Origin of the sequence: Microbacterium neungamense (assembly GCF_024971095.1) — a bacterium.
In the GTDB taxonomy this organism is placed as follows: Bacteria; Actinomycetota; Actinomycetes; order Actinomycetales; family Microbacteriaceae; genus Microbacterium; species Microbacterium neungamense.
In genome coordinates this window covers 201,813-216,257 of record NZ_CP069717.1, presented here as the reverse complement: position 1 = coordinate 216,257, position 14,445 = coordinate 201,813, and the positions used below count along the sequence as shown (strand labels likewise).

General features: G+C 71.5%; 9 protein-coding genes. 4 read left to right on the top strand and 5 right to left on the bottom strand.

Annotation, left to right across the window (positions count from 1 at the left end; genetic code table 11):
- Positions 1-77: 77 nt before the first annotated feature.
- Positions 78-1,331 carry a diaminopimelate decarboxylase gene (gene lysA, locus JSY13_RS01060; RefSeq protein ID WP_259607182.1) on the bottom strand — a complete coding sequence of 418 codons (1,254 nt, stop codon included), beginning with the start codon at positions 1,329-1,331 and terminating at the stop codon, positions 78-80.
- A gap of 165 nt (positions 1,332-1,496) precedes the next feature.
- On the opposite strand from lysA, the gene JSY13_RS01055 reads away from it, so the two are divergent.
- On the top strand, positions 1,497-3,182 hold the full coding sequence (locus JSY13_RS01055) for an ABC transporter ATP-binding protein (RefSeq protein ID WP_259607181.1): 1,686 nt from the start codon (positions 1,497-1,499) through the stop codon (positions 3,180-3,182).
- A 65-nt stretch (positions 3,183-3,247) separates the two neighbouring features.
- The gene (locus JSY13_RS01050) at positions 3,248-4,063 is read left to right on the top strand and encodes an energy-coupling factor transporter transmembrane component T (RefSeq protein ID WP_259608228.1); all 816 of its coding nucleotides are present in this window, start codon (positions 3,248-3,250) and stop codon (positions 4,061-4,063) included.
- Between the two features lie 14 nt (positions 4,064-4,077).
- On the opposite strand, the gene JSY13_RS01045 is transcribed toward JSY13_RS01050, so the two are convergent.
- Together JSY13_RS01045 and JSY13_RS01040 are read right to left on the bottom strand one after the other, a co-directional pair.
- A complete protein-coding gene (locus JSY13_RS01045) occupies positions 4,078-5,241 on the bottom strand; it encodes an acyl-CoA dehydrogenase family protein (RefSeq protein WP_259607178.1) in 1,164 nt (387 codons plus the stop codon).
- Between the two features lie 138 nt (positions 5,242-5,379).
- Positions 5,380-6,300 (bottom strand): M15 family metallopeptidase, encoded by a 921-nt coding sequence (locus JSY13_RS01040; RefSeq protein WP_259607177.1) that lies wholly within the window; start codon positions 6,298-6,300, stop codon positions 5,380-5,382.
- Between the two features lie 96 nt (positions 6,301-6,396).
- On the opposite strand from JSY13_RS01040, the gene JSY13_RS01035 reads away from it, so the two are divergent.
- Positions 6,397-8,004 (top strand): Rv2578c family radical SAM protein, encoded by a 1,608-nt coding sequence (locus JSY13_RS01035; protein ID WP_259607176.1) that lies wholly within the window; start codon positions 6,397-6,399, stop codon positions 8,002-8,004.
- A 100-nt stretch (positions 8,005-8,104) separates the two neighbouring features.
- Here JSY13_RS01035 and JSY13_RS01030 read toward each other — a convergent pair whose 3' ends face one another.
- Positions 8,105-10,150, bottom strand: coding sequence for a DEAD/DEAH box helicase (locus JSY13_RS01030; RefSeq protein WP_259607175.1), 2,046 nt, complete (start codon positions 10,148-10,150; stop codon positions 8,105-8,107).
- A gap of 270 nt (positions 10,151-10,420) precedes the next feature.
- On the opposite strand from JSY13_RS01030, the gene JSY13_RS01025 reads away from it, so the two are divergent.
- Positions 10,421-11,320, top strand: coding sequence for an aldose 1-epimerase family protein (locus JSY13_RS01025; RefSeq protein WP_259607174.1), 900 nt, complete (start codon positions 10,421-10,423; stop codon positions 11,318-11,320).
- A gap of 9 nt (positions 11,321-11,329) precedes the next feature.
- Here JSY13_RS01025 and JSY13_RS01020 read toward each other — a convergent pair whose 3' ends face one another.
- The gene (locus JSY13_RS01020) at positions 11,330-14,416 is read right to left on the bottom strand and encodes an efflux RND transporter permease subunit (RefSeq protein WP_259607173.1); all 3,087 of its coding nucleotides are present in this window, start codon (positions 14,414-14,416) and stop codon (positions 11,330-11,332) included.
- Between the last annotated feature and the right edge of the window lie 29 nt (positions 14,417-14,445).

Here is a 14,445-nt window from a genome sequence, read left to right as displayed (position 1 = left end):
GCTCCCGGGTATACAGCGCCGGTCCGCGTTGACCGACCGGTCGATGGTACCCGCGATGCGAATTTTTGACAATTGCGTCAAAGATCGCGGGCGAGCAGCTCGTCCCAGGTCTCACGGCGTACCACGGCCCTCGCCTCGCCGTCCCTGGCGAAGACCACAGGCGGACGCCGGGCGCCGTTGTAGTTGTTCGCCATGGTGTGGGTGTAGGCGCCGGTGGCCGCCACGACGAGGAGATCCCCCACCTTCGCCTCCGGCAGACGGATGCCGTCGATGAGCACGTCGCCGCTCTCGCAGTGCCGCCCGACGACGATCGTGTCCTCCGTCGCCTCCTCGGTCATGCGGGCGGCGAGCGCCGCCTCGTAGCGCTGGCCGAACATCGCCACCTCGAGGTTGTCGCCCATCCCGCCGTCGACGGCGACGAAGGTGCGTGCGTCGCGCTTGACCGTGGTGACCGTGTACAGCGTCGCGGCGGTGGCGTTCACCATGCTGCGTCCGGGTTCGATGATGAGCTCCGCGGATGCCGGCAGGTGGGCGCGGGCCGCGTCGATCAGCGCGTCCAGGTATGAAGCCACCGAGGGCGGCTGCTCGGCGTACGTGTACCGGGCGCCGAGCCCGCCGCCCAGGTCGTACACCGGGAACTCGCCCATCGCCGCGAGCGGCTCGATCGCCGCGGCGAGCTCGGCGGGCTCAAGGATCTGCGAGCCGACGTGGGCGTGCACGCCCCGCATCCGCAGTCGGTCGCTGCGCTCGATGCGCGTGATCAACGCGCGGGCGGCATCCGGCGTGAGCCCGAACTTCGACCCGAGCTGGCCGGTGGCGACGTGCGGATGCGTGGACGAGACGATGCCGGGCACGATCCGCACCAGCACGTCCTGCCTCCGCCCTGGCGGCACGATCGCCTCCAGGCGGTCGACATCGTCGGCGTTGTCGACCACCACGAGCCCGGCGCCGATCCGCACCGCGTACTCGATCTCGTCCGTCGACTTCGCGTTGCCATGCAGCACGATCAGGGCCGGGTCGACGCCCGCCTTGACGGCGCTGCGCAGCTCCCCTCCGCCGGCGACGTCGAGCCCGAGTCCCTCCTCCACCATCACCCGCTGCACCGCCGTGGCGGGGAACGCCTTGGACGCGAACACCACCCGCGACCGCGGCCAGCGCGCGGTCAGCCCCTCCCGGTACTCGCGGGCCCGCGCGCGCAGCGCCGGCTCGGCGACGACGATCGCGGGGGTGCCGAACTCGCGGGCGAGGTCGTCCACGCGGCATCCGGAGATCCGGAGCACGCCGTCCTCGACGTCGGAGCCGGGCGGCAGCAGGGACAGCAGGTCGTTCATGGCGCTCCTTCGGGTGGGCGGCTTCACTCTAGCGGCGCCCAGCCGCGGCACGAGGGGAAGCGTCGGATGCCAGGTGAGGTTGGGCTAAGTTAGGTGTGCCGGCGCGCGCCGGCAGCCGCACCGAACCGGGTTCTCACCGTGCACTCCTCCCCGCCTCTGCTCCGCGTGCGTGACCTCAGCGTCACCCACGCCGGTGCCGCGAGGCCCTCGCCGCAGGCGGTGTCCTTCGATGTGCATCCCGGCGAGGTGGTGCTGCTGCTCGGACCGAGCGGATCGGGGAAGTCCACGCTCACGCTCGCGCTGAACGGGCTCGTGCCGCAGTCGGTGCCGGCCGAGCTCTCCGGCACCGTCGTCGTCGCCGGGCGCGACACCCGGTCGACCCCGGTCGCACAGCTGAGCACGGATGTCGCGATGGTGTTCCAGGATCCGGACGCACAGCTGGTCACCGGCACGGTGCTGGACGAGGTGGCCTTCGCGCTGGAGAACCTGCTGCTGCCGGTGCCCGAGATCCTGCACCGCAGCGAGCAGGCGCTGCGGCAGGTGGGCCTGTGGGAGCGGCGCTCATGGAACCCGGATCTCCTCTCCGGCGGCGCCCGTCAGCGGCTCGCGATCGCCTGCGCGCTCGCAATGCGCCCGCGGGTGATCGTCCTCGACGAGCCGACCGCGAACCTCGACCCGCGCGGCATCGACGACGTGTACGACGCGCTGTCGACGCTGGTGACCGATGCCGGCAGGGCCGTCGTCCTGGTGGAGCACAACCTGGACGCCGCGATGCGGTTCGCGACCCGGGCGATCGCGCTCGACGCGGAGGGCCGCATGGCCTTCGACGGCCCGGCGGCGCAGGTGATCCGCGAGCACGCGGAGGAGCTGCTCTCGCTCGGGGTGTGGCTGCCCTCGAGCACCCTGGCCGCGTTGCGGCTGCGCGCTCTCGGCGCGTGGAGCGGACCGCTGCCGGTCACTGCGGAGGAGTTCGCGGAACGGATGCCGGGGACACGGCGGGGTCCGGGCGGGGCGCCGGCCGACGCGGAGCGGTCCGCGGCCGGGCACTCCGCGGCCGGGCCCTCCGTAGCGGAGCGCTCCGCGGGGGAGCGCACCGAGCCGGCCGTCGTCGTGCGCGATCTCGTGGTGCGCAAGGGCGGGACGAGCGTGCTGACGGTGGAGTCGCTCGACATCCCACGGAGCGCGTTCACCGCGGTGATCGGCGTCAACGGGGCCGGCAAGACCACCCTCATCCAGGCGCTGGGCGGCGTCGCGCCGCCCCCGCGAGGCACGGTCCGCGTGGCCGGGATCGACGTCGGCGCGGCCTCACCGCGCCGGCTGGTCTCGCGGATCGGGTTCGTCTTCCAGAACCCGGAGCACCAGTTCATCGCGCACACCGTGCGCGATGAACTGGCCCACGGCCTGCGGCTGCAGCACCGCCCCGCCGCCGAGATCGACGCCCGCGTGGATCAGATGCTCGACCGGTTCGGTCTCGCCGGCAAGGCCGGCGTGCATCCGTTCCTGCTGTCGGGCGGGGAGAAGCGGCGGCTGTCCGTGGGCACGGCGCTGATCACGCAGCCGGAGGTGCTGGCGCTGGACGAGCCGACGTTCGGTCAAGACCGCGCCCGGGCCGCCGAGATGCTCGAGCTGCTGACCGGACTGCGCGCCGACGGCACCACGATCGTGATCGTCACCCACGATCTGCAGCTCGTCGCCGAGTACAGCACGCACGCCGTCGTCCTCGCCGGCGGCCGGCTGCACGCCGCCGGCGAGACGGCGCGGCTGCTCGCCGACGAGGCCCTGCTGCACGGCGCCGGACTGCGAATGCCGCCCGTGCTGCGGATGCTCAGCGCCGCCGGAGCCGCCTCATGACCGGCACGCCGCCGCCGGAGGCGAGGATCGGTCGGGGCTCGGAGGCGGGGACCGGACGGCAGCCGCTGGCGGCGGCCGGCCGGGACCCGTACGCGGAGATCTCCGCTCCGGCATCCCGCTTCCTGCACCACCTCAACCCGCTGGCCAAGGTGGGCGCCGTGCTGCCGGCCATGGTGCTGCTGGTCTTCACGCGCGACCTCGTCGCGCCCACCGCGTTCCTCCTGCTGGCGTACCTGCTCGTGCTCACCGGAGCGCGCCTCACCGCTCGCGCGCTCGCGCTGCTGCTGCTCGGGATGCCGATCGCCGTCGCCGTGGTGACGGTCGGGTTCGCGATCTGGGTCGACCCCGCTCAGGTGGCGGACACGCCGGCGGTGCTGACGCTCGGCGGGTGGACGCTGCATCAGGGCGCCCTCGCCGTGGGACTGGCCACCGGGCTGCGGCTGGCTGCGATCCTCGGCCTGGCCCTGATCGGCGGGCTGAGCACCACCGGCCCCGATCTGGTGCGCGCCGCCGTGCAGCAGCTGCACGTGCCCTACCGGATCGGGTATACGGCTCTGGCCGCCTATCGGTTCGTGCCGCGGTTCCGGTACGAACTGTCGGTGATCCGGGCGGCGCACCGAGTGCGCGGCCACCACGGCGGACGCGGACCGTTCGCGCGGCTCGCCCGCGGCTGGGGGTACATCGTCCCGCTGCTGGCGAGCGCCATCCGGCACGCCGAGCGCGTCGCCCTGTCGATGGACTCCCGCGCCTTCGGCGCCCACCCCACCCGCACCGAGCGGCACCTCGTGCCCTTCCAGATCCGGGACGTCGTGTTCATCGCGGCAGTGCTCGCGGCATCCGCGCTCATCCTCGCGCTCACCTTCCCCTGGCAGCTCCCCTGACGCTCAGCGCGTGCTCAGCGCTTGCCCGCGATCTGGCGACCGACGATCTCGCGCATGATCTCGTTGGTGCCGCCGTAGATGCGGTGCACCCGGGCGTCCAGGAAGGCGCGGGCGATCGGGTACTCCATGATGTAGCCGTATCCGCCGTGCAGCTGCACGCAGGTGTCGAGCACCTCCCATTCGCGTTCGGTGGCCCAGAACTTGACCTTCGCCGCCTCCTCGGCGGAGAGCCTGCCGTCCTTGTAGGCCATCAGCGCGCGGTCGATGTACGCCCACAGCGCGTCGACCGTGGTGGCGACGTCGGCGAGCTGGAACCGGGTGTTCTGGAAGTCGATGATCCGCTCGCCGAACGCCTCGCGGTCGCGGGTGTAGGCGACCGTCCAGTCCAGCGCGGCCTGCGCGGCGGCGGCGCCGGCCACCCCGATCGACAGGCGCTCGAGCGGCAGGTTCATCATCAGCTGCACGAAGCCCTGACCCTCGGTGCCGCCGATGAGGTTCTCCGCCGGCACGAACACGTCGCTGAAGCTGAGCTCGGCGGTGTCGTGGCCGTGGAAGCCCATCTTGTGCAGCTTCTTTCCGTGCTCGAAGCCCTCCATGCCGTTCTCGATGAGCAGCAGGCTGAACGCGTCGGGCCGGTTGCCCTCGCCGGTCTTCACGAAGGTGACGACGAGGTCGGCGGTGGCACCCGAGGAGATGAAGGTCTTGGCGCCGTTGACGATGTAGCCGCCGTCGACCTTCTTCGCCGTCGTGGTGATGCCGCGCAGGTCGCTGCCGGCGCCGGGCTCGGTCATGGCGAGGGCGCCGATCACCTCGCCCGTGGCCATGCGGGGCAGCCACTTCTGCTTCTGCTCCTGCGTACCCATGTGCACGAGGTAGGGCACCGCCAGGTCGTCCTGGATGCCGAAGGCACCCGCGAGGGATCCCGCGCCGGCGGCGATGACCTCCTCCATCACCACGGTGCGGAAGCGGTAATCCTGCAGCATGCCGGCGCCGCCGAACTCCTCCGGCACGGACAGCCCGATCAGGCCCGCCTCGCCCGCGGCGCGCATGGTGTCCCGGTCGATCTCCCCGTCGGCATCCCACTTCTCGCGCGCCTCGTTTGTGACGTGGCGCTTGATGAAGTCCTTCACCAGGTCGCGGAAGGCTTCGTGGTCCTCTTCGTAGATGTCCCGTTCCATGGCATCCTCTCGCCTGAAAATGCGTCGTCGCACCCGCGATTCTAGGTCTGCGCACGCCGCACCGGCAGTCGATTGTGGGAATGCATCCCACAATCCGTGACACTCGGTTCCGACGTTGTGGGATGCCTCAGGACCCGGTCAGAACGGGTAATCGGGTGCCGGCGGCAGGCCGAAGAAGTCCTCCAGGCTGCGGTATCCACCGTGATGGTAGGCAGCCGCGAGCTGGGGACCGATGTAGCGCAGATGCCACGGCTCAGGGGCGTAGCCCGTCGTCCCGGTGGCGCCGCTCTCGTAGCGGACGATGAAGCCGAACTCCCACGCGTGCTCGGCGACCCAGCGCCCCTGGGCGGTGCCGCCGAAGTCGTCGAGCCCGCCGCATCCGTCGTCGCAGGCCACCAGGTCGACGGCGAGGCCGGTCTGGTGCTCGCTGTGCCCGGGTCGCGCCGAGCCGGCATCCGCCTCCTGCTGGCCGAGATCGCGCACATAGTCGGCGTACGTGCTCTGCTGCAGCCCGTAGGAACGGTAGCCGTTGTTCGCGCCGAGCACCCCCGCGCCCGCACCCTGCGAGGCCGCCGCCATCGCGGCGAGCGCCTGCGCCACCTCGGGCCGGACGTCGTCGGAGGGGGATGTGGAGCGCACTTGATACGGCTGGAGGGAGGCCGGCACGAAGTCGACCGGCGACAGCGGTCTGCCCTTGTTCACGACCACCCAGAGCCGCGCGGGGTCGGAGAGGGAGATGCACGGCGCGTTGCCCGTGGTGACTGCCGCGCGGAACGCCTCGCCGCCGCCGAACGCCGCGATCGCCGCCTCGTCGTCGCCGGAGGCCAGCGCCGCCTGCACGCCGGCATCCCCACAGGGATCGGCGACCGGCTGCTGGGCGACGTCGGGGGCGGGCAGGCGCAGCGCCGCAGCGGGCACGGGCGGCGTCACCGGCTCGGCGACGGGCGCCGCGGCGAGCGCGCCGAGCGAGGCGGCGGCCGTGAACAGCAGTCCGAGCGGGACCGCCACCGACAGCGCGGCGGGGCGCGACGCAGCGTGCCGGGGCTGCGTGACGGGCATGGTTCCATTGTGCCCCGGATGCGGGGCGTTTTCGATGGTCGTAGAGAGATTCGATGAGAGCTTGACTTCTGTTCGATTCTTTGTTCGACTGTGAGCATGCGGTGGCAGGGACAGGCGATCGACGAGACGGATGGCGACGCGCTGCCCGGCCTTGAGAACCGCAGCGGCCTGGTGCGATCGGTGACGACGCCCGAGTTCGCCGGCGTCACCTTCCACGAGGTGCTCGCCCGGTCCGCGCTGAACCGGGTGCCCGGCCCGTCGCGGATGCCGTTCAACTGGACGATCAATCCGTACCGCGGCTGCAGTCACGCCTGCGTCTATTGCCTGGATCCCGCGACGCCGGTCCTCTGCACCGACGGCCGGCAGCGGCCGATCGGGGAGCTGGAGGTCGGCATGGAGATCATCGGCACGGAGATCATCGGCACGGAGATCATCGGCACGGAGATCATCGGCACGGAGATCATCGGCACGGAGATCATCGGCAGGGAGATCCTCGGCGCGGAGCGACGCGGCGCGTACCGCCGTTACGTGCGCACGAGTGTCGAGGCGAAGTGGTCCACGCGGAAGGCCGCCTACCGGGTGACGCTCGCCGACGGGACGACGCTGATCGCGAGCGGCGATCACCGTTTCCTCACCGAACGGGGGTGGAAGCACGTCGCCGATGCGCACGAGGGTCAACGTCCCCATCTGACGTCGAACGACCGGCTGATGGGGCTCGGGACGGGATTCTTGGCGGAAGCCGACCTGACCGGTCTCGAAGGAACCGCGGTCACCTCGGTCGCCGACCTGGTGTCGATCGAGCCGCTTCCAGGCGTCCGGGATCTGGTCGACATCACCACGGGTACCGGAGATTTCGTGGCCAACGGCGTGATCAGCCACAACTGCTTCGCTCGCGGGACGCATGAGTATCTCGATCTGGACGGCGGGGCGGATTTCGACTCGCAGATCGTGGTGAAGACCAACATCGTCGAGGTGCTGCAGCGCGAGCTGCGGCGCGGATCGTGGCAGCGCGAGACGGTTGCGCTCGGAACCAACACCGACCCGTACCAGCGCGCCGAGGGGCGGTACCGGCTGATGCCCGGGATCATCCGTGCGCTCGCGGACTCGGGCACGCCGATGTCGATCCTGACCAAGGGGACGCTGATCCGTCGCGACATCCCGCTGCTCAGGGATGCGGCCACGCAGGTGCCCATCGACGTGCAGATGTCGATCGCCATGTACGACGACGCGTTGCAGCACTCGATCGAGCCGGGCACACCGACGACGCAAGCGCGGCTCGACACGGTGCACGCGCTCACGGATGCCGGGTTCCGCGTCGGCGTCTTCCTCATGCCGGTGCTCCCCCATCTGACCGACTCGATCGCCGCGATCGACGACGCGCTGCGGAGGATCAAGGAGGCCGGCGCCGACCATGCGGTCTACGGTGCGCTGCACCTGCGGCCGGGTGTGAAGCCGTGGTTCTTCCAGTGGCTTCAGCGCGAGCGGCCCGACCTCGTGTCGTCCTATCGGGGGCTCTACCCGGGCGCGGCGGTCGAGGCGCCGAAGGCGTACCGGCAATGGCTCGCGAAGCGGATGCGGCCGCTCATCCGCGCCCACGGCCTGCACGCGCAGTCCGAGCAGGAGCACGACCAGGCGCGCAGCATCCTGCGCATGCGAACCGCGCCTCCCGCAGCGACGCCGGCCCCGGCTCCCACGCTGTTCTGACACCCTCCACCCGTTTGGGGCGGGATTTCACGTTCGGGGCGGGCCAGAGCCGCCCCGAACGTGAGAATCCGCCCCAAACCTCGGAGGGACCGGGAAGGTGTCAGGACGTGAGGGCGGCGTCGGTCGGCATCCGTCCGGCGATCTCCTCGATCACGTCGTCGCCGGGCTGCGCCGTCTCGAACGGTGCGTCGATCTCGGCGCGGTCGAGCAGGTCCTCCATGCGGCGACGACGGTGCCGGGTGATCAGCGTGACCACGCGGCCCTGACGCCCGGCGCGGCCGGTGCGGCCGGCGCGATGCAGGTACGTCTTGTACTCGTCGGGTGCGTCGGCCTGGACGACGAGGTCGATGTCATCGACGTGGATGCCGCGGGCGGCCACATCCGTCGCGACGAGCACCTGCACCTTGCCGGAGGTGAGCTTCTGCAGATTGCGCGTGCGCTTGGCCTGGTTCAGATCGCCGTGCAGCGAGACGGCGGCGATGCCGGCGTCCTCGAACTGCTCGGCGAGCATCTCGGCGTAGGCGCGGGTGCGCGCGAACACGAGCGTCTGCCCGTCCCGGTCGACCAGGGAGGTGAGCACCTCGGCCTTGTCGCGGTGCTCGATCACGAGCACGCGGTGGTCGATCGTGCTGGACTCCTGGGTCTCGCCGGCGACCTCGTAGACGGCCGGGTCGACCAGGAACTCGTCGACGAGCGCGGCGACCTCGCGGTCGAGGGTCGCCGAGAACAGCAGCTTCTGACTGCCCTCCCCGGTGCGGCGGAGGATCCGCTGCACCGGCTCGACGAAGCCCAGCTCGCACATGTGATCGGCCTCGTCGAGCACGACGATGCGCACCTCGGAGAGGTCGAGCTTGCCCTGGTCGATGAGATCCTCGATGCGGCCGGGGGTGCCGATCACGATGTCGACGCCCTTCTTCAGGGCACCGACCTGCCGCGCCTGCGGGACGCCGCCGTAGATCTGCGTCGTGAACAGGCCGACGCTGCGGGCGATCGGCTGCACCGTGCGGTCGATCTGCAGGGCGAGCTCGCGGGTCGGGGCGAGGATGATCGCGCGCGGCTTGCGTCCGATCTGGCGGCGGGTGCCCTTCTGCGAGGTCAGGATGCTCTCCACCAGCGGGGCGCCGAAGGCGATCGTCTTGCCCGAGCCGGTGCGGCCGCGGCCGAGGACGTCGCGACCCGCCAGGATCGGCGGGATCGTCGCGGCCTGGATCGGGAACGGCTTCTCGGCCCCCATGTTCGTGAGGATCTCGGTGATGTTCGAGCCGAGGCCGAGGTCGGCGAAGGTCACGTCCGCGACCTCGCCGGCCTGCACGGCCTGGGCCTCGAGCCGCTCGTGCACGACGTCCTCCGCCTGCTCGCGGGCTGCGGATGCCGTGCCGGTCCAGTCGCTCCGGGTGGGACGGGTCTCGCGGGCGGGACGCGCCGGGCGGTCGTCGCGGTCGGTCCGGGCGCGGTCGGCGCGCACGGTCCGCGGGCGGTCGTCGCGATCGAAACCGGGACGGTCGGCTCGACGGTCGTCGCGGTCGAAACGGGGACGCTCGGTACGGTCGCCGCGGTCGAAGCGCTGTCGGTCGTCCCGCTCGAACCGCGGACGGTCGGTGCGGGCGCGATCGTCACGGTCGAAGCGCTGTCGGTCATCGCGCTCGAAGCGGGGACGCTCCGCACGATCCGCGCGCTCGAACCGCGGACGCTCCGTCCGCTCGAACCGCGGACGCTCCGCCCGGCGGTCGCCGCGGTCGAAGCGCTGTCGGTCGTCCCGCTCGAACCGCGGACGCTCCGCCCGGCGGTCGTCGCGCTCGAAGCGCGGGCGCTCGGCTCGATGGTGCGGCGCTTCGCGGCATCCGCCCTCGGCGCGGTTGCGGATGCCGCGGGCCTCGTCGCGGCCGGCCTTCTCCGGCGCGGTCCAGCGGCGCTTGGGCGCGCCGGACTCCGTGTCGGCGGGTCGGTAGCCGCGGTGCTTCGGGCTGATCAAGCCCGGTCGGCGGTCACCGCCGAACGGCCGCCGCTCGCCGGCATCCGCCCTCTCGTCACGGCCGCCGGGACGAGGGCCGGCATGGCGGTCGTGGAACGGGGTCTTCTTCGCGCCGTAGCGGGGGTCGAAGTTGCGCGCGGGGCGTCCGCCCTTGGGCTTGCTGTTCTTGGGCATGGTGTTTCCTGACTGTCTCTGACACGAGAACAGCATCCGTCCGCGCAGAGCGCGGACCGCGCGCACAGAGCTCAGCGCGCGGCGGACATACCCGGGCATCCGTCGGCCGGGGCCATTCATGTGATGGTTGATGAACCATCGGCCCCTGGACTCACAAACGGAGTGCGCACACTCGCAAACGAACCGCCCCTCGAGGGGGCGGATGTCCGAAGCCGACCCGATCAGTCTACCGCCCTGACCTGGGAGACCTCCGGGTCGTACGATGGCGACGTGACTTCCCCCACCGGCATCCAGATCCACCTCCGGCGCGGCGACGTGACCGCGCAGATCGCGCAGGTCGGCGCCTCGCTCCGCCACCTGACCGTGGGCGGCGTCACCATCGTGCCGCCCTACCCGGAGGACGAACCGACGCCGATGTGCTCCGGTGTCGTGCTCGTCCCCTGGCCGAACCGCATCCGCGACGGGGTGTGGCAGGACGGCGAGACCACGCGCGCCCTCGCCGTCAGCGAGCCGAAGTTCCGCAACGCCAGCCACGGACTGCTGCGGTTCACCGCGTACGAGATCGCCGAGCAGACGGATGCCGCGGTCACGCTCGCCGCTTCCGTGGTGCCGCAGACGGGGTACCCGTACCTCCTCGAGACGTCGGTGCGCTATGCGCTGACGGATGCCGGGCTCGAGGTCGAGCACCGTCTCACGAACCGTTCGGCCGAGGCCGCGCCGGTGGCCCTCGGGACGCACCCGTTCCTGACGATCGGCGACGTGGACCCGCGACAGCTGGTGCTGCGGATCCCCGCCGAGACGTACTTCGAGACCGACGAGCGGATGCTGCCGGTCGGCGAGTCCCCGGTCTCGAGCGGCACGGACCTGCGCGCAGGTGTCCGCATCGGCGATGTGCAGCTGGACACCGGGTTCGCGAACCTGCGGCGGGACGCGGACGGGCGCGTGCGTTCCACGCTCACCGCCCCGGACGGACGCGCGGTCACGCTGTGGCAGGGCGAGGGCTTCGACTTCGTGCAGGCGTTCACGACCGACCGGTACCCCGGCCAGCCCCTCGCGGTCGCGGTCGAGCCGATGACCGCGCCGGCCGAGGCCTTCAACTCCGGACGCGGGCTGCGCCGCCTCGCGCAGGACGAGACCTGGCGGCTGCACTGGGGCATCGAGTTCGCCTGACCGGCGGGGTCAGCCCACGTCGCGACCCGGGCCCGCCGCGGTGCGATCCGCGCGGCGGGCGGCGCGGCGCTCCTTCGCGCCCTCGACGAGGTTGTACAGCGTCGGCAGGACGATCAGGGTCAGCACGGTCGAGGACACCAGTCCGCCGATCACGACGATCGCGAGCGGCTGGGAGATGAAACCACCGTGTCCGGTGATCCCGAGCGCCATCGGCGTGAGCGCGAAGATCGTCGCGAGCGCGGTCATCAGGATCGGCCGCAGGCGCTTCTCACCCCCGGCCATCACCGCCTCGGGCGTGGAGAGCCCCTTCTCGCGATACTGGTTCACGAGGTCGACCAGCACGATCGCGTTCGTCACCACGATGCCGATCAGCATCAGCACGCCGATCAGCGACGCCACTCCCAGCGGCACGCCGGTCACGATCTGCAGCAGGATCGCCCCGGTCGCCGCGAACGGCACCGACACCAGCAGCAGCAGCGGCTGCCGCAGCGACTTGAAGGTCGCCACCATCACGACGTAGACGATGAGGATCGCCGCCAGCATCGCCAGCCCCAGCTGCGAGAACGACTCGGCCTGCTGTTCGGCGACGCCGCCGACGGTCGCGCGGGCGCCGTCGGGCAGGTCGACAGACGCGATCGCCGCGGTCACCGCCGCCGTGGCGACGGCGAGGTCGTCGGATGCCGGCGGCACGGTGATCGTGGCGGTGCGCCGCCCCTGCTCGGTCGAGATCGAGGTCGGCCCTTCGCGCTGCTCGACCACTGCGATCTCCGCCAGCCGCACCGGGCCGGCGACGGTCGGCACGAGGAGCTCGCGCAGCTCGTCCACGGTCGCCGGCGGCTCCGCCGCGACCAGGTAGACGGTCAGCGTGGTGTCGTCGATCTCGACCGTGCCGAGCTGCTGCGCTCGCATCGCGTTCGACACGATCGACCCCACGGCCACCTCGGACAGTCCGCGCTCCGCGGCGGCGGCGCGGTCCACGACCACCGCGATGTAGGGCAGCGACGCGGCGAGGTTGTCGGTGACGACGCCGACGCCCTCCCGCTCGCGGAGGTCGGCGACGAGGGCATCCGTCGCCTGGCGCAGCGCCTGCGCGTCGGGAGCCGTGACCGTCACCTCGATGTCGCTCGACCCGAACCCGCGCGACCCGCTCACGGTCACCTCCCCGACGCCGTCGAGCTCGTCGATGGACCGCTGCACCCGGGCGCGCAGCGCCTCCTGATCCTCGCCCTCCGCGGTCTGGATCGAGTAGGTCACGCCCGCGCCGCCGGAGAACGCGTCGCGCAGCGCCGAACCGCTCGAGCCGATCGACGCCTGGACGTGCTCGATGCCGTCCACCTCGGCCAGCGCGTCCTCCACCTTCGCGGCGGCATCCGACTTCGCCTGCAGGCTCGCGGACGGGCCGAGGTCCTGACTGACCGTCATCGTGTTCTGCCCCGAGTCGCTGAGGAAGTTGACCTTCATCAGCGGGGCGGCCGCCAGCGTCGCGCCCAGCACGAGCACCGCGAGCACGACCGTGATCGCCGAATGCCGCAGCGTCCAGCCGAGGATCGGGCGGTACAGCCGCTGCAGCGGCGTCGGCGGCGCCAGCGGGCTCTCCGGATCGATCCGGCGGCCGTCGGCGTCGCGCAGCGGCCTGCCCGGCCGCAGGAACCAGTACGCCAGCACCGGCACGATCGTGAGGGCCACCAGCAGGGATGCGGTCATCGCGATCGTCACGGTCATCGCGAACGGGCGGAACAGCTCGCCGACCATGTCGCCGACGAACACGATCGGCAGGAACACGGCCACCGTCGTGATGGTCGACGCCGTGATCGCCGCGGCCACCTCGCGCACCGCGAGACGGATGGCCTCGGCCTTGTCGGCGCCCTCGACGTAGTGGCGCTTGATGTTCTCGATCACGACGATCGAGTCGTCGACCACCCGCCCGATCGCGATCGTCAGCGCCCCGAGGGTGAGCACGTTGAGCGAGTACCCGAACGCCTGCAGCCCGATGAACGTGACCAGCACCGAGGTCGGGATCGAGATCGCGGTGACCAGGGTGGAGCGGATCGACAGCAGGAACACCAGGATCACGACCACCGCGAACGTGAGCCCGAGCAGCCCCTCGGTGGCCAGCGTCTCGATGGACTGCTGGATGTACGGGGCCTGATCGAAGACGACCGTGAACTCGGCATCCGGGAAGGCGTCGGCGAGCCCGTCGAGCGCGGCGAGCACGCCGCTCGACACGTCCACCGTGTTCGCCGCCGGCAGCTTCGTCACCGCGACCGACAGCGCGTCCTCCCCGTCCACGCGCGACAGCGAGGTGACCGGGTCGCTCGTCCGCGCCACCGTCGCGACGTCGCCGATCACGGCATCCGTCCCCACCAGGGGCAGGGCGGCGATCTCGCCGACGGAGGTGATCTTCGCGCCGGTCTGCACAGTGAGCGTGCGGTCGCCCTCGGTGATGTCGCCGCCGGGGAACAGCGTGCCGTTCTGCTGCAGCGCCTGCGCGATGGCCTGGGTGCTCGCGCCCGCGGCGGCGAGCCGTGCCGGATCGGGGGTGATCGTGATCCGCTGTCCGGTGCCGCCCACGATCTGCGCGGTGTTCACGCCGTCGACGTCCTCGAGGTCGGGGATGACGACGCTCTCCAGGTCGGCCTGCGCGGATTCGGCGTCGTCGAAGCCGGTCACCGCGATCTGGATCACCGGGAAGTCGTCGATGGAGACGCTGAGCACCTGCGGCGCGACATCCGCGGGCAGCTGCCGGGCGATCCGGTTGATCGCCTGCTGCATCTTCTGCTCGGCGGTGGCGAGGTCGGTGCCGTACGCGAACATCGCCTGCACGACCGACGCGTCGGTCGTGCTGGTGGCGCTGGTCGACTCCAGCCCGGGCACACCCTGGATCGCGGTCTCGATCGGGGTGGACACGTCGTTCTCGACCACCTCGGGCGAGGCGCCCGGGTAGTTCGTCATCACCACCAGCGCCGGCAGCTCGAGCGACGGGATGAGCTCCTGCTTCAGGTCGGTGAGCGCGAGTCCGCCGAAGACGGCGGCGACGATCGTGATCAGCGCGATCAGCGCGCGGTTGCGCAGGCTCAGGATGGCGAGTTTCGACACCGACGTCCCCCGTTCTGCACGTTGGTACC